Origin of the sequence: Kitasatospora sp. NPDC085895 (genome assembly GCF_040702125.1) — a bacterium.
Lineage (GTDB): Bacteria > Actinomycetota > Actinomycetes > Streptomycetales > Streptomycetaceae > Kitasatospora > Kitasatospora arboriphila.
Genome location: NZ_JBFBJY010000026.1, coordinates 40,571 through 65,375, shown reverse-complemented (window position 1 = coordinate 65,375; position 24,805 = coordinate 40,571). Strand labels below are relative to the sequence as shown.

The following is a 24,805-nucleotide window of genomic DNA, read 5'->3' as shown; positions in this document are numbered from 1 at the left end:
CCGTCGTGAGGGGCAAGAGCCCATCCCTTCGGGGCCTCGTGGTCCGGTCGTGCGCTGCCCGGGGCTGACGGGCCGACAAGGTGACAGGGCGTTCGACGGGCCGAGGGCCACCACCAGCGCTTCGGCCTCGTCCACGTCGACTTCGAGACGCAGAAGCGCACCCCGAAGGCCTCGTACGCCTGGTACCGCAACCTGATCGCCGCTCATCGAAGCAGGGGCTCGCGGTAGTCGGGCCGTGGAGCGGGTGGTTTCGGTGGTGGATCACTGCCAGGAGCGGGTCGCCACCGCGGCGGCGGCCGCTCCCAGGGCCGTGGCGAAGGGGAGCAGGGCGACGAGGCCGAGCCTCAGGCGACGGTACCGGTCCTCGTACTCGCTCCGCAGCTCCCGACAGCGCTGGGCGATGTGGGTGACGGCCTGGCGGGACACCTGCAGACGCTTCTGGACGTACGCCTGTGCGACCTCCTCGCGCTGCCCGGTCGAGAGCCAGGGGAACAGCTCGGTGAAGGCGGCGGCGTCCCGTTGGGCCGTGGCGATCTCCGCCTGCCACAGCAGGTAGCCCTCCAGCTGTCGCAGGCCGGTGTCGGCGATGTCGGCGGTGTCTTCGTCCATCACGAACCTCACGGACGGCAGGCGGGGCGGCTGCGCCGTCCTGCGGGACCGTGTTCCCGCAGGACGGCGGTCGTCGGCTTCGCCAGGACCGGTGGTCAGGCGCGGCCGCCGGGGCGGGGCCCGCGGCGCTGCGGATCGTCGTACTCGGCGGGGGTCACACCGGTGAGGTGCTTGGCGGGCTCGCCGTGGTTGTCGAGGTAGTCGCGGGCGGCGATGTCGGGGTGGTGCAGGTCGAACGCCGGTGATTCGGAGCGGATCCGCGGCAGCGTGAGGAAGTTGTGCCGCGGCGGCGGGCAGGAGGTCGCCCACTCCAGCGAGCGGCCGTAGCCCCACGGGTCGTCCACCTCGATCTTCTCGCCGTACTTGGCCGTCTTCCAGACGTTGTAGAGGAACGGCAGGATCGACAGGCCGAGCAGGAAGGCTCCGACGGTCGAGACGCTGTTCAGCGTGGTGAAGCCGTCCGAGGCCAGGTAGTCGGCGTAGCGGCGGGGCATGCCCTCCGCGCCGAGCCAGTGCTGGACGAGGAAGGTGGTGTGGAAGCCGACGAACAGCGTCCAGAAGGTGATCTTGCCGAGACGCTCGTCGAGCATCTTGCCGGTCATCTTCGGCCACCAGAAGTGGAAGCCGGCGAACATCGCGAAGACGACGGTGCCGAAGACCACGTAGTGGAAGTGGGCGACGACGAAGTACGAGTCGGAGACGTGGAAGTCGATCGGCGGCGCCGCCAGCAGAACTCCCGTCAGACCGCCGAACAGGAAGGTGACCAGGAAACCGATCACCCACAGCATCGGGGTCTCGAAGCTGAGCGAGCCTCTCCACATGGTGCCGACCCAGTTGAAGAACTTCACCCCGGTCGGCACCGCGATCAGGAAGGTCATGAACGAGAAGAACGGCAGCAGCACCTGCCCGGTGACGAACATGTGGTGCGCCCACACCGTCACCGACAGGCCGGCGATCGCGATGGTGGCCGCGATCAGGCCGGAGTAGCCGAACATCGGCTTGCGGCTGAAGACCGGGACGATCTCCGACACGATGCCGAAGAACGGCAGCGCGATGATGTACACCTCGGGGTGGCCGAAGAACCAGAACAGGTGTTGGTAGAGGATGGCGCCGCCGTTGGCCGCGTCGAAGACGTGCGCCCCGAACTTGCGGTCGGCCTCCAGCGCGAGGAAGGTCGCGGCGAGCACCGGGAAGGCCAGGAGCACCAGCACGCCGGTCAGCAGGACGTTCCAGACGAAGATCGACATCCGGAACATCGTCATGCCGGGCGCGCGCATGCAGATGATGGTGGTGATGAAGTTGACCGAGCCGAGGATCGTGCCGAAGCCGGAGAAGGACAGCCCCATGATCCACATGTCCCCGCCGATGTTCGGGGAGCGCACCTCGTCGGAGAGCGGCGGGTAGGAGAACCAGCCGAAGTCGGGCGCGCCCTGCGGGGTGAACAGGCTGGCGACGACGATCAGTGAGCCGAACAGGTAGAGCCAGTAGGCGAACATGTTCAGCCGGGGGAAGGCGACGTCCGGGGCGCCGATCTGCAGCGGCATGAACCAGTTGGCGAAGCCCGCGAACAGCGGGGTCGCGAACATCAGCAGCATCGCACCGCCGTGCAGCGTGAACAGCTGGTTGAACTGCTCGTTCGAGATGATCTGATTGCCGGGGCGGGCGAGTTCGGCGCGCATCACCAGGGCCATCACACCCGCGACCAGGAAGAAGGCGAACGACGTCCCCAGGTAGAGCGTCCCGATCTTCTTGTGGTCCGTGGTGGTGAGCCATTGCACGAGAACCCTGCCCCGTCCCCGTGGCTGCGCACTCACCTGCGCGGTTTCCGTCCCAGCGGTCATCGGTTCAGCACTCTCCTCGCCCTTTTCGCCCCGATCGCCACCATCATGGTGGAGTCGGACGGCTGCGCACGGTGAACGGCGGGTGGATCCGCGGCGGCGTCACCCGTTTGCCGGAGGTCCGAGCTGCCCGAGGTGCTGTCAGGTGTCTCGGCGGCGCACCCGGGAGCCGTGCTGCGCCCCGTGCCGCCACCTGATCACCGAGTACCGGAAGAGCCGTGGGCGGGAGCGGGGCGGAGCGGCCGTCGACCAGGGCAGTCGAAATCCCGTCGTGGCGTACGCCGTACGGGCGGCCTGTCGCGAAGCCCGTACGTGCCGGATGCCCCGGCCCCCGGGCGCGGCGCGTTCTTGAGGGCATGGACGTCGAACGGCGCTAGGGCTTGTCTGACAATTCCCGCCGCGCGCGCGACGCCGGATCTCCCCCAGCCTTCGGCCGGGAGGTGCCCCCACGACCGGACGCACCGCCGCATCGCCCGAGTACGTCCAGTACGAGGCCGATACGACGGTACGCCCGGTCGGGCGCCCGACGCCGTCGCCGCGCTCACCGTCGCCGCCGGTGTCCTCATCGCCGTCCTGCGCGGCGGCCTGACCAGCGGCAACCACCCGGCGCAGCTCGCCGCACCCGCCGCACTGTCCACGATGACCGTGGTCTTCGCGGTGGTCCTGGAGCGCGGCGCCCGGCAGCTCGCCCGTGCCCAGTCGGTGGCCGAGGCCGCCCAGCGCGCGCTGCTGCGCCCGATTCCCGAGCGGATCGGCCCGCTGCAGATCGCCACCGTGTGCCTGGCCGCCGAGCACGAGGCGCAGATCGGCGGTGACCTCTACACGGCGACCCGTACGGACGGCGGGGCGCGGATGATCGTCGGGGACGTCCGGCGGTGGGCCGGCAGCACGCCGGAGGCGCTGGTCAACCACATCCGCCGTGACCTGCTGGCTCACGCCGGTGGGCGGCTCGGCGACGACGTGGCCGTCGTCGCCGTCCGGCGCACGGACGGGTCCGAGCACCGCCTGCACGGGCTGCTGTGGACGGCCCGCCGACGTGGCCGGGCCGGTCGGCGACCGGCGCGTCGGTCTCCGCGGCCGCCTGCGGTCGGGACGATCAGGGCACCAGGATGCTGACGGTCTCCACGACGCAGGCCGGCTTGTGGCCGCCCTGCACCTCGACGGTCACCCTCGCCGTCGCCTGGTGGCCACCGCCGCCGGGCACCACCGACAACAGTTCCACCCCGGCGCGCACCTTGGAGCCCACCGGGACGGGGGACGGGAAACGGAGCTTGTCGGCACCGTAGTTGACGCCCATGCTCAGGCCCTCGACCCGGTACACCTGCCAGACCAGCATCGGCACCAGCGACAGGGTCAGATAGCCGTGCGCGATGGTGGAGCCGAACGGACCCTGCGCCGCCTTCGCGGGGTCGACGTGGATCCACTGGTGGTCGCCGGTCGCCTCCGCGAAGGTGTCGATCTGCTGCTGGGTGACGGTGTGCCAGTCGGAGTACCCGAGGTGGGTGCCGGCCGCCTGCGCGAACTGTTCGATGCCGTGGAAGGTCTTCATGTGCTCTCTCCTCGTTCCTCTGCTCAGTCCTGCGGTCCGCCGGCGACGTAGAGGACCTGGCCCGAGACGAACCCGGCGCCCTCGCCGGCGAAGAACGACACCGCGTGCGCGATGTCCTCGGGCCTGCCGGTCCGGGCGACCGGGATCTGCGTCGCCGCGGCCGCCTTGAACTCCTCGAAGGTCATGCCGATCCGGCGCGCGGTCTCGGCCGTCATCTCGGTCTCGATGAACCCGGGGGCGATCGCGTTGGCCGTGACGCCGAACCTCCCGAGCTCGATGGCGAGCGTCTTGGTGAAGCCCTGGATCCCGGCCTTGGCCGCGGAGTAGTTGGCCTGGCCGCGGTTGCCCAGTGCGGAGGTGCTCGAAAGGTTGACGATCCGGCCCCAGCCGGCCTCGGTCATGTGGCCCTGGACGGCGCGGGTCATCAGGAACGAGCCGCGCAGGTGCACGTTCATGACCGCGTCCCAGTCGTCGGCGGTCATCTTGAACAGCAGGTTGTCGCGGGTGATTCCGGCGTTGTTGACCAGCACGGTGGGCGCGCCCAGTTCCCGGGCGATCCGGTCCACGGCGCCCTGCACGCCGGGCTCGTCCGTCACGTCCACCCCGACGGCCAGCGCCCGGCCCCCGGCGGCCTCGATCTCCTCGACGACCGGCTTGCAGGCCTGCTCGTCCAGGTCGATGACGGCGACGGACAGGCCGTCGGCCGCGAGTCGCTTCGCGACGCCGGCTCCGATGCCGCGGGCCGCTCCGGTGACGACGGCGGTACGAGTGGTGTTCATTGGGTCAACTCCGCTTCGAGTCGTGGGTGTTGGTGGTGGGGGCCGGGAGTGGCCGTCGGGACAGGCCGGGGACCAGGTCGGCGAGCGCGGCCCGGGTGGTGCCGGCGTCGGTGTGGAGCAACGCCTGCATGCCGACCGCACGGGCGCCGAGCACGTTCGGCTCGGCGTCGTCGACGAACAGCGCCCGCTCGGGCGGAACTCCGAGCAGGTCCAGGGTGAACCGGTAGATCGGGGCCAGCGGTTTGCGCAGGCCGACCTCGCCGGAGATCACGACGGGATCGAAGAGCGGGTCGATCCGCTCGCGCGGGTAGGTGTTGCCCCAGCTGTTGGACAGCAGGGCCACCCGGATCCCGAGGTCGCGCAGCTCGCCGGCCAGCTCGAACATCGCCGGGTCGGGCCGCATCCCGGCGAACAGGCGGGCGAGGACGCCGACCGGCTCGACCGGCGCACCGTGGACGGTGACCAGTTCGGCGGCGAGCAGTGCGTCGAACTCGTCGGCCGTCAGCTCGCCGGTCTCCAGCCGGTGGACGGGGGTGCCGTCCTCTGCGTCGCGGGACAGCCAGGACCGGAGCGTCCGGGAGAAGGACTCCGGCCGGATGCCGTCGGCCTGCAGCCACGCGGCGATCGAGTTCCGGACCGGTCCGGTGAGGACGCCGCCGTAGTCGAAGACCACGGCCTCCACGGTGGTCACGAGAGCCGCTCCAGCACCATCGCCATGCCCTGGCCGCCACCGACGCACATGGTCTCCAGGCCGAACTGCTTGTCGTGCCACTGCAGCGAGTTGATGAGGGTGCTGGTGATCCGGGCGCCGGTCATGCCGAACGGGTGGCCGACGGCGATGGCACCGCCGTTCACGTTGAGCTTCTCCTCCGGCACGCCGAGGTCGCGCGCCGACGGGATGACCTGGGCGGCGAACGCCTCGTTGATCTCGACCAGGTCGATGTCGCCGATGGTCAGGCCGGCACGTGCCAGGGCCTGCCTCGAGGCCTCGACCGGCCCCAGGCCCATGATCTCCGGGGACAGCGCCGAGACGCCCGTGCTCACGATCCGCGCCAGCGGGGTGATGCCGAGCTCCCTCGCCCGGGTGTCCGACATGACGACGAGGGCGGCGGCACCGTCGTTCAGGGGGCAGCAGTTGGCGGCGGTGACGGTGCCGTCGGGGCGGAAGACGGGCTGCAGCTGGGAGACCGTGTCGAGGGTGACCCCGGCCCGTGGCCCGTCGTCCTGGGCCACCCGGCTGCCGTCGGGCAGGGTCACCGGGGTGATGTCGCGCTCCCAGAAGCCGTCGGCGATCGCCTTCTCGGCCAGGTTCTGGCTGCGCACGCCGAAGGCGTCCTGTTCCGCCCGGCTGATGCCCTTGAACCGGGCGACGTTCTCGGCCGTGTGGCCCATGGCGATGTACGCGTCCGGCAGCTGGCCCCGGGTGCGCGGGTCCACCCACGTCCGGCCGCCCTCGGCGAACCGCTCGGTGCGGGCCTGCGCCTCGGCGAAGACCGGGTTCATGGTGTCGGGCAGTCCGTCCGCGTTGCCCTTGGTGTAGCGGCTGACGGTCTCCACGCCGGCGGAGACGAACACCTCGCCCTCGCCGGCCCTGATCGCGTGCAGTGCCATCCGGGTGCTCTGCAGGCTGGACGAGCAGTAGCGGTTCACCGTGGTGCCGGGGACGGAGTCCAGTCCGGCGAGGACGGCGACGATGCGCGCCATGTTGAAGCCGGACTCGCCGGCCGGCTGGCCGCAGCCGAGTACCAGGTCGTCGATCGTCCCCGGGTCGAGCTGGGGCACCATGGCGAGGGCGGCCCGGACCATCTGGACGGTGAGGTCGTCGGGGCGCAGTTCCCTCAGCGAGCCCTTGAAGGCCCGGCCGATCGGCGAGCGGGCCGTGGCAACGATGACGGCTTCGGGCATGTCTTTCCCTTCGTTACTTACTAAGCGCTTGCTTAGCTCCTCAGGCTGCAGGAGTGCGACACGGGCGTCAACCGGCCCGATCCGGCGGCCCGGTGTGGACCGCGTCACACGCCGGGCCGCCGATTGCGGCAGTGGCGGCGACCGCCGAGAAGTGTTCTCGCGGCACGAGGGCGTGCCGCAGCCCCGCCGCGGCACGGATCGACCGCGGCGGAGCGACGGGTGGTTCACGACCCCGTGCGGAGCGCCTTCTTGAGGATCTTCCCGGTCGGCCCCTTGGGCAGTGCGTCGACCAGGCGCACCTCGCGCGGGTACTTGTACGCGGCCACCCTGTCCTTGCAGTAGGCGGCGATCTCCTCCGGTGTGGCCGACGCGCCCGGCTTGAGGGCGACGTAGGCCAGGACGTCCTCGCCGAGCCTCTCGTGGGGCCTGCCGACGACGGCCGCCTCGGCCACCGCCGGGTGCGTGAACAGGACCTCCTCCACCTCGCGCGGGTAGACGTTGTAGCCGCCGCGGATGATCAGGTCCTTCTTGCGGTCGACGACGAACAGGTATCCGTCCTCGTCGGCGTAGGCGAGGTCGCCGGTGTGGAACCATCCGTTCCTGAACGCCTCGGCGGTGGCTTCGGGCCTCTTGTAGTAGCCCTTCATGACGTTGTGGCCGCGGACGACGATCTCGCCGACGTGGTCGGGCCCCGGTGGCAGCTCCTCGTCGTCCTCGTCGACCACCCGTACCTGAACGCCCCAGATGGGCCTGCCGATCGAGAGCACCTTCCGGGCCTCGGCACTGGTGTTGAACGTCGTGGTGCTCGCCGTCTCCGACAGCCCGTAGCCCTCCAGGACCACGACGCCCGGGAACTTCTCCTCGAAGGCGCGGATCACCTCACCGGGGATCGCGGCTCCGCCGGAGACCCCGACCCGCAGCGAGCCCAGCTCCCGGCCGGAGGTGTCGGCCGACAGGAGGGCGACGTACATGGTGGGCACGCCGGAGAAGACCGTGCAACCGTGCCGCTCGACGGCGTCGAGCACCGGCCCCTGCTCGAACCGGGGCACGAGGACCATCGTGCCGCCGTACCGGACGCAGGCGTTCAGTACGCTCGACAGCCCGAAGACATGGAACAGCGGCAGCACCGCCACGGCGATGTCGTCCTCGCGGAAGCCGAACAGCTCTCCGGCGACGGTGCAGTTCATGTAGAGCTGGAAGTGGGTGAGTTCGGCGCCCTTGGGCCGGCCGGTGGTGCCCGAGGTGTAGAGCAGCGCGGCGGTGTCGTCCGCATCGGTCGGCTCGATCTCGCCGGTGTCCTCACCGGAGCAGAGCTCGTCGTAGTGGACCGTGCCCGCCGGCAGCCCCGCGCCGCTCGGCGAGGTGACGACGTACGTCGTGACGCCCTCGACCTGCTGTGCGCCCCTGAGCGCCTCGTCGGCGAACGACTCGAAGGTCACCAGCAGCTTCGCGTCGGAGTCGTCGAGGTGGTAGGCGATCTCGGGGGCGCGGAGCAGAGGGTTGAGCGGGACCATCGTCAGTCCCGCCTTGAGGATCCCGAAGTACGTGAACAGGAACTGCGGCACGTTGGGCAGGTGGACGGCGACCTTGTCGCCGCGCTCCAGCCCGAGGGCGCGAAGGCCGTTCGCGACGCGGCCGGAGATCTCGTCGACCTGCGCGTAGCTGAAGGACGTGTCCGCGAAGTGGCACATCGGCTTGTCCGGACGGGCCTGGCGCGACTCCCGGAGCATGGTCGCGAGGTTGAAGCTCATGAGGGCACTCCCGAGGGGATGGGTGCTGTGCGGCCCGGGTGGGCGGGGCGGCGGTCGGCGGTCCCGGAGGCGGCTGGGGAGAGGGGCGTGGGCGGTCGCCTGCGGTGCGGGCGTGTGACGGAGGCTATGACCCCCACCGGTGCTAAGCAAGCGCTTAGTAAGTGTTACTGGCGGGTAATTTCCGCGGCGCGGTTGATAGGGTCGGCACATGCGTCGGAGCGAGGGAAGATCTGCGTCCACCCCGGCCGCCCTGGCGGACGAGCTGTGGCCCGACGTCCAACCGGAGACCGCCCGCCGGCTGATGGCGGCCGGCCTCGAGTGCTTCGCCCGGCAGGGCTACCACGCCACCACCACGCGCGACATCGCCGCGGCGGCGGGGATGAGCTCGGCGGCGCTCTACGTCCACTTCCCGTCCAAGGCCGCCCTGCTCTTCGAGATCGTGCGCAGCGGCCACGAGCAGATCCTCGCCGTGGTGGACCGGGCCGTCACGGGGGCGGGTGACCCGGTGGTGAGGATGGGCCGGCTGGCCCGGGAGTTCACCGAGTGGCACGCCCGCCGCCACGCCGTGGCCCGGGTCGTGGCGTACGAGCTGAAGTCCCTGCCCGAGGACGACTACCGCACCGTGGTGGACCTGCGGCGCAGGATCGAGCACCTCACGCAGGGACTCGTGCGCGAGGGGATCGAGGCCGGTGTGTTCGAGGTCCGCGACGTGCAGGCCGCCGGCCGCGCCGTGCTCTCGCTCGGCATCGACGTCGCACGCTGGTACGAGGACCGCATGCGCACCTCACCGCGGGCCCTGGGGCAGCAGTACGCCGACCTCGTCCTCCGCATGCTCGGCGCCGACCCGGCGTAGTACCGGCCGCGGGAAGGGCCCGCTGCGGTCACAGCCCCATGGACTTGGCGATGACCGTCTTCATGACCTCGCTGGTGCCGCCGTAGATGCGGAAGACGCGGTTGTCCGTGTAGAGGCGGGCGATGGGGTACTCGAGCATGTAGCCGTAGCCGCCGTGCAGCTGCAGGCACTTGTCGACGACCCGCGACGCCGTCTCGGTGCAGAAGAGCTTGGTGGCGGCGGCGTCGGCGGAGGTGAGTTCCTGCTGCTCGATGAGGTCCAGGGCCCGGTCGCAGAGGGCCTGTGCGGCGGCCACCTCGGCGGCGCACTCGGCGAGGACGAACTTGGTGTTCTGGAAGCCCGAGACGGGCTGCCCGAAGACCTTGCGGTCACGGGTGTAGGCGAGCGCGAAGTCGATCGCGGCCGCAGCGGCGGCCACGGCGGACACGGCGATGCCGAGACGCTCGGGAATCAGGTTGTGGGCGAGGTACGCGAACGCCTTGCCCTCCTCGCCGAGCAGGTTCTCCACCGGCACCTTGACGTCGGTGAAGGACAGTTCGGCGGTGTCCGAGCTGCGCAGGCCGATCTTCTCCAGCTTGCGGCCGACCGCGTAGCCCTCGCTGCTCGTGTCCACGCACAGGATGGACAGGCCGCCGCGGCGGTCGTCCGCCGGGGCCGGGGAGGTGCGGCAGACCACCAGCATCAGGTCGGCGAGGACACCGCCGGTGATGAAGGTCTTCGCGCCGTTGAGCACGTAGTGGGTGCCGTCCTCGGACAGCACCGCGGTGGTGCGGATGCCCGCCAGGTCCGAGCCGGTGCCGGGCTCCGTCATCGCGATCGCCGTCATCATCCGCCCGGAGACGAAGTCGGGCAGCCAGCGCTTCTTCTGCTCGTCGTCGGCGAACTCGAGCAGGTACGGCAGCACCAGACCGGTGTGCACGCCGGAGCCGCCGAAGGACACGCCCGCGCGCATCAGCTCCTCGACCACCACGGCCTGGTACTTGAAGCCGCCGACACCCGAGCCGCCGTACTCCTCCGGGACCTCGATGCCGAAGATCCCCAGGTCGCCGAGCTTGTGGTAGAACTCGCGCGGCGCGTGGCCGGCGGCCTCCCAGGCGTCGTAGTGGGGCACGACCTCGTGGGCGATGAAGTCCCGGATCATCTCCCGGAAGTTCTCGTGGTCCTCGGTGTAGACGGAGCGCTGCACTGCCTGTCCCTCCTCTGCGCCCGGGTGTCCGGGCGACCGCCGGTGGTCTTCGCCGCGGGCCGCGCGAGGCGGCCGACGGCGGTGTCCGGCGGACCTGAGCTGCGGTTCTGTCCTGCGACGCGCTCAACCTAGGGTGCGGGCCCGCGCATGGCCAGGTGCATCTGCACAAGACATCGGCCCATGAGTGTGCAGCCTGCCCAATGTGGTCCGGGCTAGCCTGGGACCATGAAGGACGGCTGGGCGGCGCCCGCGCCCGAGGTGGCGGAACACATCCGGGCGACCGCGGAGCGGATGCAGGGCGCGTTGGACGAGCTGCTCGCCGAGATCGGTCAGCAGTTGGCCCCCGACACGCCGGAGGCGCCGACCGACCCGGTCATGGCCCAGGAGATCGCCGCGAGCAACCGGGACACCGTCGGGCGCTGGGTACGCGCCAACCGGCTCCGTCCCGGCCGCCCGGTTCCCGCGGACCTGACGGCGCAGATCCTGGACGTGGCGCGCGACATGGTCCGACGCGGCGTCGACGAGCGCCATCTGGTCCAGGGCTACTGGCGCGGGCACAACCTGCTGTGGCGGTACTGGATGCGCGCCGCGCTCGCCGAGCCGGCCCCACCGGAGGTGCTGGAGGCCTCCCTCGACCTGGCGGCCCGCTCCATGTCCCGGTTCGTGGACCGCACCCTGGCCGGCGTCCAGAAGCACGTGGAGCACGAACGCGACCAGCTCGTCGGCGGCATGCCGGCCCGGCGGCTGGAGACCGTCAACCTCCTGCTGCAGGGCGCGCCGATCGGCGAGGAGCGGGCGAGTGCGCGCCTCGGCTACGACCTGCGCCGGCGTCATCTGGCCCTGGTGCTGTGGCACGCGCCCGGCGTGGCGGAGCAGGGCGAGCTGGAGTCCGCGGCCGATGCGATCGCCGAGGCGGCCGGAGCCCGGCGGCCCCTCACCGTCGTCGCGGGGATCTCGGTGCTGTGGGCCTGGATCGCGGTTCCCGGGCGGGTGGACACCGAGGTCCTCGCCGAGGCGCTCGCCGCCACGGGCAGCAACGCCCGTGCGGCCGCCGGGATGCCGGGTGACGGTCCCACCGGTTTCCGGCTCAGCCACCAGCAGGCGCTGACCGCCCAGCGGCTGATGTTCCGGATGCACCAGCCGCCCCGTCTCACCGCCTACGAGGACGTCCAGGTCGTCGCCATGGCGGCACACGACGAGGACCAGGCACGCGAGTTCGTCGCCGCCACGCTCGGCAAGCTGGCCGACGCGTCCCCCGAACTCGCCCGGACGCTGCGCGTCTACCTGCAGGAGGACTGCAACGCCGGCCGCGCCGCGCGCCGGCTGTACACCCACCGCAACACGGTCCTCAACCGCATCGCCCGCGCCGACGCCCTGCTGCCCAGGCCGCGTCCCGGACGCGGGCTGCAGATCGGCCTCGCACTGGAGCTGCAGCACTGGCTCGGGTGACGCACCGGCCCCCGTCGGGGACGGGGGCCGGTGGGCGAGGGCCTACGTGCACTTCTCGTCGATCTTGTACTGGAGCGCCTTCGGGTAGTCGTGCCGGCCGAGTCGGACGCGGGCCAGGATCGGCGCGTGGTTGAGGTCGTTGCCGGGATCGGCGATGTCCTCCAGGAGCGAGTCGAGCTCGGCGTGGGTGGTGAGCTCGAACCCGTGCATCCGGTCCTTGTCCGTGCCGAAGACCTCGGCCAGCTTCTCGTAGCGCCACGGGTGCAGCACGTTGTAGAAGTCGGCCCCGTTGGACGGCTTCTCCTTGTAGTAGCAGGGGCTGACCAGCATCTGCTCGATGCCGTAGAAGCCCTCGTTGTCCAGGACGAAGACCACCGGCCTCAGATGGTGACGCACGTGGGTGGACAGCTCCTGGCAGATCTCCTGGAACGAGCCGTCCCCGACGAACACGAGCGGGCGCTTCATCGGTTGCTGCCGTCCCAGCGCCACGCCCGTGGCCGCGCCGACGGAGTAGCCGATGGACAGCCAGCTGTTCTGCGCGAGGAAGCCGGCCCGCTCGGTGATCCGCAGGTTCATCGAGCCCAGCAGTGCGAACGCCGCGTCCGAGACCACCGTGAACGGCGAGGGGGCTTCCGGATCGCCACCGGTGGCCCGGTGCTCCAGGAAGAAGTTGACGTGCTGGAAGAAGCTGTCGTACGTCAGCTCGGGCGGGTACCGGTCGGTGCTCAGCGAGTCCAGGAAGTCGGCCGTGCTGGCCGGGACGTCCAGGCCCGCCGCGTGCGCCAGCGCGAAGTGGTCGGCGGGGAAGGTCCGCCCCGCCAGCGCCTCGCGCAACGCCGTGATGAACCGGCCGAGTCGGACGTCGGGGAAGTAGCCGGCGCCGACGCTGACGCCGCCGCGTGCCGCCACGATCCAGTCGTCGCCGATCGACTGCTCGCCGGCGAGGTTCTTGGAGGTGGTCCAGATCCCCAGGCCGATCCGGCACCCGGCGTTCTTGAAGGTCGTCCGGATCTCCGGCAGGCTCGCCCTGCCGTTGTAGACGCCGGCGAACAGCGGATGCCGTTCGGACACCACGGACTTCGCGCCGACCGTGGTGCAGAACTGCATCCGGGTGGTCTGCACGAACTCCAGCAGCTCGTTCTCCAGCCGCCCGCGGACGAGTTCCTCGCCGGCCCAGACGATCGGTGTGCCGAACTTCCCGATCAGCTCCACCGCTGCCGTGACGGCCTTCTCCAGCATCTCCTCGTTGCGCCGGGTGAACGGTCGCTCGTGGGCGCGGAGCTCGCCCTGCGGAGGCTCGCACGGCGCGTGCCAGAGGTCCTCCGTGACCTCCAGGTAGACCGGCTTGCGCTCGGTCAGGCACGCGGTGATCGCGCTGTCGATCTGCGAGGGTGCGAGTCCCGGGTTGGAGAGCACCTGTGCGTCCACCGTGACCTGCCGGTAGACCTCCAGGTTGCTCTCCCGGCGCGGGCTCATGTGCGAGGTGAGCAGGCCGACCGCCTGCTGGTTGAGCCACTGTTCGTAGGACGGCGCCGCGTTGATCGCGATCAGTGGCACGTCCTCGACGTAGGCGCCGCCGATGGTGTTGAGGAGGCTGAACGCGCCCACCCCGTAGGTCACCGCCACGGCTCCGACGCCCTGTTCGCTACCGTCCGGGTCGGCGTCGGCGGCCCGCACCCTGGCGTAGGCATCCGCGGCGTAGCCGCCGCCCATCTCGGTCGGGGTGCCGATCCAGCGCACGGCCGTGGTGGCCTGCATGATCGTCAGGAACGGGCCGAGGAAGTCCCCGGGCACCCCGAACAGGTGCCGGATGCCCAACTGTTCGAGCCTGGTGGCCAGGTAGCGGGCCACCGTCCATTCGCCGTCGCCGCTCATCCGCGCAGTGCCTCCTGTCGGCTCTCCTGCTGCAGCCGGGCCTCGGGCCGGATCTCCGGTTCCGCCGGGGCCGGCGGCGCCGGTGCCTCGTGCACGGCGACGGCCGCCCGGACGGCGGTCTCCACCGCGCCCTCGATCCAGGCGTGCTTCAGCGAGGCGTGCTCGCCGGCGAAGTGCACCGGGCCCTCCGGCTTGACCACGTCGAGGTGGAAACCGGTCATCTGGTGCGGGGTGTACACCGCCGCCTCGCCGAAGGCGTACGGGTCGCGCAGCCAGCTCTGGGTCTTCCCGTAGCCGGTGTAGAACACCTCGATCCGCCGACCGTGCACCGACTGGAGGTTGCGCAGCGCGTGGACGTACCGCTCGTCGTCCTCCATGGAGTCCCAGCGCACCGCGTCGTCCGACCAGCTGTAGCTCGCCAGCACCACCCCGCCGCCGTCGCCGTCGGGCACCGGGTGCGAGGGGTAGTACATGAAGCGGTTCGGGTTGTCGGTGGTCGAGCCTCCGCCGAAGCAGTCGGTGGCGGGGCGCACGCTCGCCCGGAGCAGCGGGGTGTGCCGGTACACCTCCCGCTGGGCCCGGCTGATCCGGCTCTCGTCCACGCTCGCGTGCGCGCCGAGCAGCACCTCGGGCAGGTCCCGCGGGGGACGGTGGCCGTTCTGGGCGGCGGCCACGGCCGCCTCGGCGTCGTCCTCGCCCGCCCGCTGGTAGTACTCGTACAGGCCGGGTGCGACGGTGTCGAGTTCGGCCTTCCAGTCGGCCTCGGTGAACTCCCACCACCGGCGGGAGAACTCCAGCAGCACCTTGGTGGCCTGGTCGTAGTGGGTCTCGATGATCGCCCTGCGCTTCTTGTAGGAGAACGGCGGCGTCACCTGGACGAACCGCAGCGCGGAGAACGGGACCGTGACGATCGCGAAGTCGCCCTTCCAGACGGTGGGTTCGGCCTGCGGGTCGTCCTCGGGGACGGTCTCGACGGCGACCTGCGGCCCGACCGGGCCGACGCTCCGGGCTCCTCCGCCGTCCCGGCGCGGGTCCCAGTACTCCATCCGGATCATTCGCTCGCCCATCCGCAGCTCCTCCCGGAGCTCCTCGGCGAGCGCCTCGGGCAGCTTCGAGCTGCCGCCCACGATCTCCCAGTACGTGGCGTTCGGGTTGATGTCGCTGCGGCCCAGGAAGGTGTGGAAGAAGGCCAGGTGCAGCCGCGAGGTCATGTTCTCGATCGTGCCGATCGCCTCGATCGCCTCGTCGCTGAAGCCCGCGTACTCGCGCAGGAAGCGGCCCATCGAGTACCCGTCGAAGTCGCGGATCACCCGGGCCCAGCCGTCCAGCCACTCGGCGAACGGCTTGTTCACCCGCTTGCCGTCCCTGATCACCGAGTAGTAGTCGCGGACCGGCTCCAGGGCCTGGTTGACCATGTCGGCGGCGGTGATCCGCACCTCGTCGCCGGTGAGGTGGAAGCTCTCGTTGACGCAGCTCGGATCGGCGGCGTACTCCTTGCGGCGGGCCTGGACCCGGTTGGTCCGGATCCAGGAGTTGAAGCGTTTGACCGGTTCGCGGAAGTCCGGGCTGTCCGCGCCGTACTTCCAGACCTTGCCGGGTTCGAACGACTCGTAGACCACCGGTGGGACGGGCGCGTTCTGGTTGCCGGTGTCCGGATCGACGTCGACGTTGAAGAACAACTGCCGTCGCAGGCCGAGGCTGTCGACCAGCGCGAGGGTGAGCGGGTGGAAGCCGGGCAGCCGCATGGCCCCGGCCTCGGCGTACTGCTCCGGGTCGCGGAACGGTCCGTCGACCGCGCCGTCGGTCGACCGGAAGGTCTTGATCCGCCCGCCGACCCGGCTGGCGTTGGCCTCCAGGATGGTGACGTTGTGTCCGGCGTCCTTGAGCAGCTTCCCGGCGACCAGGCCCGCGATGCCCGCGCCGATGATCAGCACGTCCTTGGGTTCGTCGGTCTCCGGAATGCCGTCCTTGATCAGCACGTCGAGGTAGCGGAGCTTCAGGTCCTCGTCGTCCGGACCGACCAGTAACAGCTCGCGCGCCAGTCGCCGGCAGGTCTGCCAGCGGGCGCGCTCACCGGCCGTGCCTTCGATGACGGGGTTCTCCATGGTGTCTCCTCGGGGATGCCCGGCGGTCAGGGACCGACCGGCTTGTCGGGGGAGGTGCTCGCCCTCGGCGAGGGGCCGCAGGCGCGGTCCGCGAGTCCGACCTCGGCCTTGCGGGCGAGGCCGGCGGCCTCGTCGAAGCCGTCGGGGACGTGTGCGGGGGCTCCGGCTCTCCGGGGGGTGAACCCGGGACGGCGGACCGGTGCTGCCGGACCAGCTCGAACCGCTGCTCCGGTGGGGCCGCGTCGCGGGCGGACTTCAGCCCGCGGCCCCGGCCGTCGTCCGCTTCGCGCTCGGACCCCGGCTGTACGGGATGCCCCGGCGCCTCGGCCGCCGGCTCCTCGGCCCGTCGTCGACGATGCCGGCGAAGGCGCGCGGGTGGGTGCGGCGGAGGTGGGCGATTCGGGGGGACGGGCGGGGCCGAGGTCACGCTCGGGTCCTCGCGGTGGGTGACGGGCAGAGGCGATCACGGCACGTGAATTCCTCCGTACCCAAAGTAGCTGCGCTGTCGAGGGTCCTGTCAACCGGAGGCCGGCCTCCTGGCCTGCTCGCGCAGTGTCGCCGGGGCGATCCGGGCCCGGGCGGCAGCCGAAGCCGGAGCCGACCGCGGGGCGCCGGTCGGGTGGCGCGCCGACGGTGCCGCGACGTGCGCGGCTTCCCGGCGGGAGGTGACGGCCTGTTCGTAGGGCCGAGCGCCGCCACCGGTTCCTCGGCCTCGTCCTCGCCGACTCCGGGGCGCAGGTGCGCGCCCCGAAGGCCTCCTGCGCGGGGTGCCGCGACCTGATCGCCGACCACCGGGCGCGGCACGGGAGGTGGGCCGGTCGGGGTGCGTTCCGACGGGTGCGTCGATGGTCCCGGGCGGCGGCGCTCAGGAGGGTGCGGTGTCGTGTTCCGCCGGGACGACGACGACCGGCAGGCGGGCGTGGTGGACGACCTCGGTGCTGGTCGATCCGAGGGCGAGGCGTCCCCAGGCCCCCGATCCCCGGGAGCCGACCACCAGCAGGCCGGCGTCCTTGCTCGCTTCGAGGAGGACCTGCGCCGGCCGGCCGGGCTCGCAGACGATCTCCACGTCCACGAACGGTTCGCCGAGCTGCTCCTGCAGTTCCCGGACGGAGTCGGCCACGGCCTGCATGACGAGATCGCGCTGCTGGGGGACGGGCTGGCCGTCGGGGCCGGAGGAGACCGTCCATGCGAAGCCGGACTGCCGGGCGGGGGTGTACTCGTACGCGCAGACGGCCCGCAGGCCGGCGGCGCGCAGCCGGGCCTCGCGGAGCGCGAAGGTCACGGCATGCCGGGCCTGGGGCGAACCGTCCGTGCCGACCACGATCGGGCCGGCCGCGGGGCGGGCAGCAGGATCGGTCATGGGTGACCTCCAAGGACTCGGTGCGCGGCGTTGCGTGCGGCCGGCGCGGCCGGTACGGCCACGGGTCCGGTCGGCCGTCCGTCGCGAGGCGCACTTATCAGCCTGCCCCGGTCACTCCCCGGGCACCATCGCAGCCGGTGAGCCGTGTCCGGTCGGTCACGATCGGCGACCGACCGGTCGGCGGGGCCCGCTACGACGCGACCGGATCCGGGGCCGCCCAGCGCAGCGAGTACCAGGAGAGCACGGCGAGGACCGTCGCCGCGGGCAACTCGGCGCAGTAGGCGAGGACTTGGGCGAGCAGGTAGTCGTGGCCGTGGTGCGCGGACCAGATGTCGAAGTAGGCGTCCATCGCCAGCAGGACGGCGGTGGCGGCGGCCAGCGGGCTGGTGGCCCGGTGGCGGCGGCGCACCAGTGCGGCGAGCAGCAGCAGCGCCGCCACCTCCATGACGTCCAGCCAGACCCAGGAGTTGGCGAGGTTGCGCGCACCGAAGCGGCGGACGGACAGGGCCAGCACCACGATCCACGGCACCAGCAGGGTCGCGGCCGTCCGCAGCCCGATCGGCAGCCATCGCCGGACGTCCGCCTCGCGGACCGTCGGCAGTCGTCCTGTTCCCGTCACGCGCCGATCGTATCGGCCGGCCGGCCGCGCGCGGGGGCCGGGGACACCGCGCGGGGTCCGTCCGTTCAGCCCCGGCGGGCTACTTGGCCTCGACCCGTCCGACCGGGTCGGGGTCGGCCGCCAGCGCCTCGCACGCGGTCTGCCAGGCCGGGTCGCCGGGGTGGAGCCGGCTGCGGAGGTAGGCGGCGGTGAGTCGCGCGAGGGCGGCGACCCGTCCGGGGTTCTCGTCGGTGGTCTCGGCGGCGTCGTATCCGGCGATCCCGCCGAGACCGTGCTCCGCCCCGAACAGGGTGAGCAGGGACTTGGGGCCGGGGGCGAGGGCGTAGGGGTCGGCGTGCCAGTCCGGGCCCATGTCGGTGAAGTGCCGGGAGTCGTCCTCGTCCCCCGCGACGACCAGGGCGGGGGTGGTCATGGTGGAGAAGTCGACGGCGCCGACGATCGGCCACTGCTCGGCCATGGGCCCGTTGAAGGCGTCGCCGCCCCTGCCGGGTGCGGCGAGCAGGACGCCCGCCTTGATCCGCGGCTCGGCCAGGTGCACCACCTTCCCGGTGTCCGGGTCGGTGAGTCCGGCGCCCAGCAGGAGGGCGGTGGTGAAGCCGCCGAGCGAGTGCCCGGCGACGGCGACCCGGGTGGGGTCGATCCGTCCCGCGAGCTGCGGCACGGTGCGCTCGATCACGTCGAGCCGGTCGAGGACGTGGCCCATGTCCTCGGCGCGGGAGCGCCAGAAGTCCGGTGCGCCGGGGGCGTCGGCGACCAGCTGGCTCAGCGTGCGGGAGGTGAGGTGGGTGGGCTGGACGACGACGAAGCCCTGGGCGGCCCAGGCGTGGGCGAGCGGGGCGTAACCGTTCAGCGAGGAGAGGTTGTTCGAGGGGCCGTGCCCGTGGGAGAGCAGGACGACGGAGAGGCCGGTCCCGGAGGCGGGGGCGGAGACGCGTACCTCGAGGTCCACGGGGCGTCCGGGCACGGGCAGGACCAGGGGGCCGTACGACAGGACGGGGACGGGGGCTGTGCGGGTGGATGCGTGCATGGCGGGCGGGTCTCCCTACTGTGGCGGGTGCCGCGGCCGACCGGAACGGGCGGCGGCGGGCACGGGTGATGGCCGGCTGCGCCCCGCTTCGGCTAGCCTGAAGCGGAACGCTGTCCCGTTTACTATCCGGAACATCGTTCCGTTTTGTCAACGGGTGTCGGAGGGAGCGGAGAGTCGTGTCCAGCGAGAGCCCCACGGGAGGGGCGCCGGCCAGGAGCAAGCGGGCCGACGCGCTGCGCAACCAACAGGCGCTGCTCGCGGCCGCCGCCGAGGTGTTCGTGGCCTCCGGCGTCGACGCGCCGATCCGCCGGATCGCGGAAAAGGCGGGGGTGGGGACGGGAACGATCTACCGGCACTTCCCGACCCGCGCCGATCTCGTCACGGCCGTCTACCGCCACCAGATCGAGGAGTGCGCGCAGGCCGGCCCGGAGCTGCTGGCCGGTGCCGGTTCCCCGTTCGCCGCCCTGCGGCAGTGGATCGACCTCTTCGTCGACTTCCTGGTCACCAAGCACGGACTGGCCGACGCGATGCAGTCCGACAGCAGTGGCTTCGCCGCCCTGCACGGCCAGTTCCTCGACCGCCTGCTACCGGTCTGCGGGCAGTTGCTCGACGCCGCGGCCGAGGCGGGTGAGATCCGGGCGGGCATCCGGCCCTACGAACTGATGCGCGGCATCGGCAACCTGTGCATCGGAGGCGCCGACCCGCAGTACGACCCACGGCGGCTGATCGGCCTGCTCCTGGACGGCCTGCTCCTGGACGGGCCGCGGCGCCCCCGGCCGGAGTGACGCCGACGGCGACCGCTTGCCGGACGCCGGCGGGTGCGCACGGGGCACCGGGCGGGCGGGGCGGCGGGTCGGGTCGCCGCCGAACGCCACCGTGCGATGTCGTCGGCGGTCGGGCCCCGGTTCGGCGAGCGGGCGCTCACCCGCCCCCGGCGCCCCAGCGGACGGCTGCCGCACCCGCGTAGTCGCCGGCGTGCGCGAAGCCGCCCAGCACCACCAGGTCGCCGTCCTTCACCCGACCGGACCGCCGCGCCCGGTCCAGGGTGACGGGGATGGCGGCGCCGAAGAGGTTGCCGCACCGGTCGAAGGTGTCGGGATGCCGGTCGGGCGGAAGTCCCAGCGAACGCCGCCAGTTCTCCAGGAACGCACGGTTGGGCTGGTTGGTGACCAGCACGTCGATCTCCGCGGTGGGGACGCCGATCCGTGCGCAGACCTCGGAGACCAGGTCGGGCACCAGCCGGTTGCCGCGTTCGAGGACGGTACCGACGCTCTCCTCGGTGAAGCCGATCCGCAGCTGGGACCGCCCCGGTTCCCAGTAGCGCCGGCCGTCCTCCAGGACGGCCGTCATGTCCCCACCGTGGGCGCCGATGTGGCGGCCGGCCACGGCCAGCACCGGCGAGGCCGCCGACGTGGTGAGGTAGCCGACGCCGCAGCCGTCCCCGGGGATCGCGGCCTGGGCGAGCCGTCGCACCTCGGACTGGGTGAAGAGCTGCCCGGCGGCGGTCTGCGCGTTGCAGATCAGCGCCGTCCTCGCCTCGGTGGTGCGGAGGATCTGCCCGGCCAGCTCCAGCATGTGGACGAAGGAGGCGCAGCCCGCGTTGGCCACGTCGATCAGCCAGGACGGGTTCAGACCGAGCCGGCGCGCGACCTCGGTGCCGGCCCCGACGAACGGGCTGTCCGGCAGCTGGCTGTGCACCAGCAGGACGTCCACCGCCCGGATCTCGGCCCGGCCGTGGCGCTCGATCAGCGGCTGGACGGCCTGCTCCACCAGGTCCACGTTGCTCTCCCCGGTCACGTGGTGCCGCAGCGCCGGGACGCGGAACATCGGGCTGTCCCTGAGCCTGTCCTCCGCCCCCGGGTGGTCGGTGTAGTACGAGGCGGGAACCGGCTCCCCGGGCAGGTGGCCGGAGACGTCGGTGAGGCTGACGGTCTTCACTTCGCCCCCGGACCGGCAGCGGCGACCGCCGAACGCGGCGGCACGCCCACCGGCAGGGAGTTGTGGGAGCGGTGCTCCAGGATCGCCTTGAGGTTGGCCATCTCCACCGTGTGCCCCGCGTAGAAGAGGTCCCAGTACGCGCCCACCCAGACCCGGTCCGGGCCCGGGGCGAGCTCGGGGCGCGGGTTGGCGTCGTAGTGCGGGTGCCGGCAGTTGGTCCAGGTGATGACGGAACCGGGCCGCCCCAGCACCGGTTCGGCGGGCACGACCCGCATCAGGTAGATCATCCAGAGCTGCTCGCCCTGGTCCCAGGCGCAGTGGAAGTCCACCGTCCGGGCCTCGGCGTTGGACTCCACCCGGCAGTAGATCCTGGTCCCGGCCTCCAGCAGGTCGTCCCCGACCCACAGACCGGGGGTGCCGGCGGGCTCGAAGTTCCGCAGGCTGAACGTCCACTCCTCCAGGTGGTGCCCCTGACGCAGGTAGGCGTACGCGTCGTCCGGCGGGCAGTCGACGTACGCGTGGATCGTGCAGTACTGCCCGTAGACCTCCTGGTGCGGATGGGCCGGGCGGGTCAGTTCCGCACAGCGGGCCGCCAGGACGGCCGGTGCGGTGTTCTCCACCGTGGTCAGACCGGGCACGCCGGTCGGGCCGGGCGCATCGGTCGGGCCGGACGGCTCAGCCGGTGTGGACGGTGCGGCGTTCATGAGCGCTCTCCTCGTGGTCGGCCGGCACGGGGCCGGCTGCGTTCGGGAAGGGAAGGAACGGGGGGATCTCCGCGGGGTCGACGTCCACGGCCACCAGGACCGGACCGCTCGTCGTGTTGCCGCGCAGCAGTGCCCGTCGCAGCTGCGGTCCGGTGGTGGCCCGGTGCACGGCCAGGGAGGGGAACATGCCTGCCGCACCGGCGGCGATGTCCGAGGGGAGGAAGAGGTTGGCCGGGTTCGGAGCACCCAGGAACAGCTGCTCGCGGGTGGCACACATGGCGTGGGCGTTGTTGTTGAGGATCACGAAGGTGACGGGAGCGCCGTACTCGAGCGCGGTGTGCACCTCCATGCCGTGCATGAAGAACGCTCCGTCCCCGGCGAGCACGTAGCTGCGCTGCCCGGTGGCGAGTGCCGCCCCGATGCCGGCGCCGAAGGCGTAACCCATGCCGCCCATGCCGACGGCCACCACGAACCGCCCCCGCCGCGTCGCCCGGAGCCGGTGGATCGCGCTGGCTCCGGTGTTCCCGGCGTCCACGAAGACGTTGGCGTCCGGCGGAAGGGCGTCCGCCACCGCGGCCACCGCCGCGGTGTGGGAGAGGCCTCCGGCACCGGGAGGCGGGGGCGCCAGCGGAACCGGACCGGCGTGCCCGGGGGCGGGACGGACGCCGGCGGCGAGCCGGGAGGCCAGTTGCCGCAGGGTGTCACGCAGACCGCCGGAGAGGTGGAGTCCGGGGACGGACGGGACGAACGGCGGCTCGGGATCGACGCAGATCACGGGGGTCTCGGCCAGGGCCGACTCCAGCCCGCCGCGGGCCAGCACCGGCAGGCGGGTGCCGACGAGCAGACAGAGCTCGGCCCGCCGCAGACAGTCCAGGACGTTCGGATGCCCCATCACCCCGGCCACGCCCGCGAAGTGCTGGTCGTCGTTGTCGAACACGTCCCTGGCGTCCGGGGTGACCGCCACCCAGGCGCCCAACCTCGCTGTCAGGTCGGCGAGTTCCTGCTTCGCCCCGGCCGCGGCGACGCCCTCGCCGGCGATCACCAGCACCCGGGTGGCGGTGCGCAGCCGCTCCGTCGCGCGGTCCAGCCGCACGGTCGGGGTGCGCGGTTCGGGTGCCGGGGTGGGCGGTGCCGTCCCGCGGGGTGTCAGGGTGGCCTGCTGGACGTCCTTGGGCAGCAGGAGCACCGCGGGCCCGCGCGGGTGCGAGCGGGCCGCGGCCATCGCCTCGGCGAGCAGCCGCGGCAGTGCGTGCGGGTCCTCGACCCGGGCGCAGAAGCGGCTGACCGGCGCGAACAGTCGGTGGGCGTCGAGCGATCCGGCCCGTCCGCTGGTGTCCTGGAAGGCGCCGAGCCCGTCCAGGGCGGTGGGTGGCTGCCCGACGAGGGCCAGCACCGGGACGCGTGAGGCGTACGCCTCCGCCAGGCCCGGGAGCAGGTTCATCGCGCCGCCGCCGGAGGTGGCTGCGACGACGCCGAGCCGCCCAGTGGTGCGGGCGTACCCGTCGGCCATCGTGACGGCCGAGAACTCGTGCTTGGCGACGACGGTGCGCGGGCGGTCCCCGAGGCGGTGCAGGGCGTCGTACAGGTCCTCGATGTTCGCGCCGCCGATGCCGAACACCTGCCGGACTCCGTCCTCGGCCAGAGCGGCCGCCAGGTGGTCCACGACGCGGACCCCTGCGGTCGCGCCCGTGGTGTCCCCGGGCGGGGTCGCCCGGATGCCGGTGGGGCCCGTCGGCGGGGTCGTCTCCCGGATGTCGGTGGTCACGGGGTGGCACTCCTCTCTGCCGGGCCGGTACCGAGGACCAGACCGGCCGGCGCGAGGGCCTGGAACCGCCGGCGGTACTCGTTCGGAGTGAGCTCCAGCGTCCGGCCGAAGGAACGGAAGAAGGTTTCGGCGGAGGCGAATCCGCAACGGCGGGCGATCTGGCCGACCGGTAGTTCGGTGGACTCCAGCAGTTTCCGGGCCCGGGCGATGCGCATCCGCTCGATGTACTGGCCCGGCGGAGTGCCGACCTCGCGCCGGAACACCCGGGCGAAGTTGCGTACGCTCATGTTGGCGCGCCGGGCCACCTCGGGTACGGGCAGAGGCTGTTCGAGGTTCTCCAGGATCCACTCCTGCGCGGCCCGGATCGGCGGACGGTCGGCCAGCTGGGCCTCCAGGATCGTGCTGAACTGCGACTGGCCGCCGTTCCGTTTGAAGAACAGCACCAGGAAACGGGCCACCTCCAGCGCGAAGGAGGCGCCGTGATCGGCCTCGACCAGGGCGAGGGCCAGGTCGATCCCGCTGGCCACGCCGGCCGAGGTCGCGTAGGTGCCGTCCCAGACGAAGATCGGATCCGGGTCGACGGCCACCTCCGGGTAGCGTCGGGCCAGCTCGTCGCAGAACGCCCAGTGGGTGGTGGCCCTGCGGCCGTTGAGCAGACCCGCCTCGGCAAGCAGGAAGGCGCCACCGCAGACGGACACCACCCGTCGCGAGCGCCCGGCCGCCCGCCCGATCCAGGAGACCAGCTCCCGGTCGGCCAGTGCCTCGGGGAGGCTCCAGCCGCCCGGCACGACCAGCGTGTCGATCGGGCCCTCGCCCGTCCCGAGCGGCTCGGCCTCGATCACGATGCCCGTGCTGGTCCGCACCCGCGGCGCACGGGGCGAGACGATCTCGATCCGGTACTCGCCCTCCTCTCCGGGACGCCGCCGGTTGGCGGTGTCGAACACCTCGATCGGGCCCGTGATGTCGAGGGCCTGGGCACCCGGGTAGACCACCACAACAACTCGTCGCTGGGACACCGTCACAGCCTGTGTCCGGCCGGGGAGTGGCGGCAATGACGGCTTACTGACGAATCCGGCCACGGGAGTTGGACATGTCCACGGCGAGCAGCGCGAATGACGCAGCGTCACGACTCCGTGTGAGGCGTGTCATAGTGCCGGTGCGCGCGTCCGGCCGAGAGGTGGCGGTGATGGCGCGACGTCACGATCCGGTGCGAGACGGGTCGTAGTCCCGTGCACGTCCCCGGCTGCTCCCCGCGACTTCCCGACCCGAGGGGTGAGCCCCCGGCGCTTCACCACGGCGACCGGAAACACCCTGCACCCCTGACTGCTGGACCAACGCCTCGCCCGTGCCGAGGAACTGCTGGAGACCACCGGCTACCGGTGGAGGAGGTCGCCCGTAGAGTCGGCCACGGCAGTGCGACGGCCCTCGCGGGCAGTTCGTCCCCCGCCGCGGCGTCCCGCCGAGCGCCCGCGCCGCGCCTTCACCCGCACCGC

21 protein-coding genes and 1 pseudogene are annotated in these 24,805 nt (G+C 72.0%); 5 read left to right on the top strand and 17 right to left on the bottom strand.

What is annotated here, in order from left to right; all coding sequences use genetic code 11:
* Positions 1–147: 147 nt before the first annotated feature.
* Positions 148–228, top strand: a pseudogene (locus AB0442_RS18550) (hypothetical protein); the annotation flags it as partial.
* Positions 229–261: 33 nt separating this feature from the next.
* Here AB0442_RS18550 and AB0442_RS18545 read toward each other — a convergent pair.
* The gene (locus AB0442_RS18545; protein WP_366164032.1) at positions 262–609 is read right to left on the bottom strand and encodes a hypothetical protein; all 348 of its coding nucleotides are present in this window, start codon (positions 607–609) and stop codon (positions 262–264) included.
* Between the two features lie 95 nt (positions 610–704).
* Positions 705–2,450: a cytochrome c oxidase subunit I gene (gene ctaD, locus AB0442_RS18540; RefSeq protein WP_366164031.1), complete on the bottom strand. Its 1,746-nt coding sequence runs from the start codon at positions 2,448–2,450 to the stop codon at positions 705–707.
* Between the two features lie 636 nt (positions 2,451–3,086).
* On the opposite strand from ctaD, the gene AB0442_RS18535 reads away from it, so the two are divergent.
* Positions 3,087–3,563: a hypothetical protein gene (locus tag AB0442_RS18535; RefSeq protein ID WP_366164030.1), complete on the top strand. Its 477-nt coding sequence runs from the start codon at positions 3,087–3,089 to the stop codon at positions 3,561–3,563.
* Here AB0442_RS18535 and AB0442_RS18530 read toward each other — a convergent pair.
* From AB0442_RS18530 to AB0442_RS18510, 5 genes are all read right to left on the bottom strand, one after another.
* The gene (locus AB0442_RS18530; protein ID WP_366164029.1) at positions 3,544–3,996 is read right to left on the bottom strand and encodes a MaoC family dehydratase; all 453 of its coding nucleotides are present in this window, start codon (positions 3,994–3,996) and stop codon (positions 3,544–3,546) included. The two genes, AB0442_RS18535 and AB0442_RS18530, sit on opposite strands and share 20 nt — an antisense overlap.
* A 23-nt stretch (positions 3,997–4,019) precedes the next feature.
* Positions 4,020–4,775: a 3-oxoacyl-ACP reductase FabG gene (gene fabG, locus AB0442_RS18525; RefSeq protein WP_366164028.1), complete on the bottom strand. Its 756-nt coding sequence runs from the start codon at positions 4,773–4,775 to the stop codon at positions 4,020–4,022.
* 4 nt (positions 4,776–4,779) lie between these two features.
* Positions 4,780–5,466 (bottom strand): HAD family phosphatase, encoded by a 687-nt coding sequence (locus AB0442_RS18520; protein WP_366164026.1) that lies wholly within the window; start codon positions 5,464–5,466, stop codon positions 4,780–4,782.
* On the bottom strand, positions 5,463–6,680 hold the full coding sequence (locus AB0442_RS18515; RefSeq protein ID WP_366164025.1) for an acetyl-CoA C-acetyltransferase: 1,218 nt from the start codon (positions 6,678–6,680) through the stop codon (positions 5,463–5,465). Before AB0442_RS18515 ends, AB0442_RS18520 begins: the two co-directional genes overlap by 4 nt.
* A gap of 224 nt (positions 6,681–6,904) precedes the next feature.
* Positions 6,905–8,431: a long-chain fatty acid--CoA ligase gene (locus tag AB0442_RS18510; RefSeq protein WP_366164023.1), complete on the bottom strand. Its 1,527-nt coding sequence runs from the start codon at positions 8,429–8,431 to the stop codon at positions 6,905–6,907.
* Between the two features lie 208 nt (positions 8,432–8,639).
* Here AB0442_RS18510 and AB0442_RS18505 point away from each other — a divergent pair, with 208 nt between their 5' ends.
* Positions 8,640–9,284 (top strand): TetR/AcrR family transcriptional regulator, encoded by a 645-nt coding sequence (locus tag AB0442_RS18505; RefSeq protein ID WP_366164021.1) that lies wholly within the window; start codon positions 8,640–8,642, stop codon positions 9,282–9,284.
* A gap of 28 nt (positions 9,285–9,312) precedes the next feature.
* Here AB0442_RS18505 and AB0442_RS18500 read toward each other — a convergent pair whose 3' ends face one another.
* A complete protein-coding gene (locus AB0442_RS18500) occupies positions 9,313–10,470 on the bottom strand; it encodes an acyl-CoA dehydrogenase family protein (RefSeq protein ID WP_363539400.1) in 1,158 nt (385 codons plus the stop codon).
* A 225-nt stretch (positions 10,471–10,695) separates the two neighbouring features.
* Between AB0442_RS18500 and AB0442_RS18495 the strand changes: the two genes are divergently transcribed.
* Positions 10,696–11,919: a helix-turn-helix domain-containing protein gene (locus tag AB0442_RS18495; RefSeq protein ID WP_366164019.1), complete on the top strand. Its 1,224-nt coding sequence runs from the start codon at positions 10,696–10,698 to the stop codon at positions 11,917–11,919.
* A 42-nt stretch (positions 11,920–11,961) separates the two neighbouring features.
* On the opposite strand, the gene AB0442_RS18490 is transcribed toward AB0442_RS18495, so the two are convergent.
* The 5 genes from AB0442_RS18490 to AB0442_RS18470 form a co-directional block, all read right to left on the bottom strand.
* Positions 11,962–13,794 (bottom strand): thiamine pyrophosphate-binding protein, encoded by a 1,833-nt coding sequence (locus tag AB0442_RS18490; RefSeq protein ID WP_366164018.1) that lies wholly within the window; start codon positions 13,792–13,794, stop codon positions 11,962–11,964.
* Positions 13,791–15,899 (bottom strand): FAD-dependent oxidoreductase, encoded by a 2,109-nt coding sequence (locus AB0442_RS18485; RefSeq protein WP_366164017.1) that lies wholly within the window; start codon positions 15,897–15,899, stop codon positions 13,791–13,793. Before AB0442_RS18485 ends, AB0442_RS18490 begins: the two co-directional genes overlap by 4 nt.
* Before the next feature lie 865 nt (positions 15,900–16,764).
* Complete coding sequence (locus AB0442_RS18480) at positions 16,765–17,259, bottom strand: universal stress protein (RefSeq protein WP_366164016.1); 495 nt, start codon at positions 17,257–17,259, stop codon at positions 16,765–16,767.
* Between the two features lie 190 nt (positions 17,260–17,449).
* Positions 17,450–17,878, bottom strand: coding sequence for a hypothetical protein (locus AB0442_RS18475; protein ID WP_366164015.1), 429 nt, complete (start codon positions 17,876–17,878; stop codon positions 17,450–17,452).
* 79 nt (positions 17,879–17,957) lie between these two features.
* A complete protein-coding gene (locus AB0442_RS18470; protein ID WP_366164014.1) occupies positions 17,958–18,905 on the bottom strand; it encodes a chlorophyllase in 948 nt (315 codons plus the stop codon).
* Between the two features lie 176 nt (positions 18,906–19,081).
* Between AB0442_RS18470 and AB0442_RS18465 the strand changes: the two genes are divergently transcribed.
* Positions 19,082–19,690 carry a TetR/AcrR family transcriptional regulator gene (locus AB0442_RS18465; RefSeq protein ID WP_366164012.1) on the top strand — a complete coding sequence of 203 codons (609 nt, stop codon included), beginning with the start codon at positions 19,082–19,084 and terminating at the stop codon, positions 19,688–19,690.
* 136 nt (positions 19,691–19,826) lie between these two features.
* On the opposite strand, the gene AB0442_RS18460 is transcribed toward AB0442_RS18465, so the two are convergent.
* Genes AB0442_RS18460 through AB0442_RS18445 form a run of 4 tightly spaced genes read right to left on the bottom strand, consistent with a single transcriptional unit; the run spans position 19,827 to position 24,328 of the window.
* Entirely contained in the window at positions 19,827–20,843 is a 1,017-nt protein-coding gene (locus AB0442_RS18460) for a ketoacyl-ACP synthase III family protein (protein ID WP_363539415.1), read from the bottom strand.
* Positions 20,840–21,547, bottom strand: a complete 708-nt coding sequence (locus AB0442_RS18455) for an SRPBCC family protein (protein WP_366164011.1) — start codon at positions 21,545–21,547, stop codon at positions 20,840–20,842. The genes AB0442_RS18460 and AB0442_RS18455 overlap by 4 nt, the downstream gene beginning before the upstream one ends.
* On the bottom strand, positions 21,519–23,312 hold the full coding sequence (locus AB0442_RS18450) for a thiamine pyrophosphate-binding protein (protein WP_366164009.1): 1,794 nt from the start codon (positions 23,310–23,312) through the stop codon (positions 21,519–21,521). Before AB0442_RS18450 ends, AB0442_RS18455 begins: the two co-directional genes overlap by 29 nt.
* Complete coding sequence (locus AB0442_RS18445) at positions 23,309–24,328, bottom strand: GlxA family transcriptional regulator (RefSeq protein WP_366164007.1); 1,020 nt, start codon at positions 24,326–24,328, stop codon at positions 23,309–23,311. The genes AB0442_RS18450 and AB0442_RS18445 overlap by 4 nt, the downstream gene beginning before the upstream one ends.
* Positions 24,329–24,805: the final 477 nt, after the last annotated feature.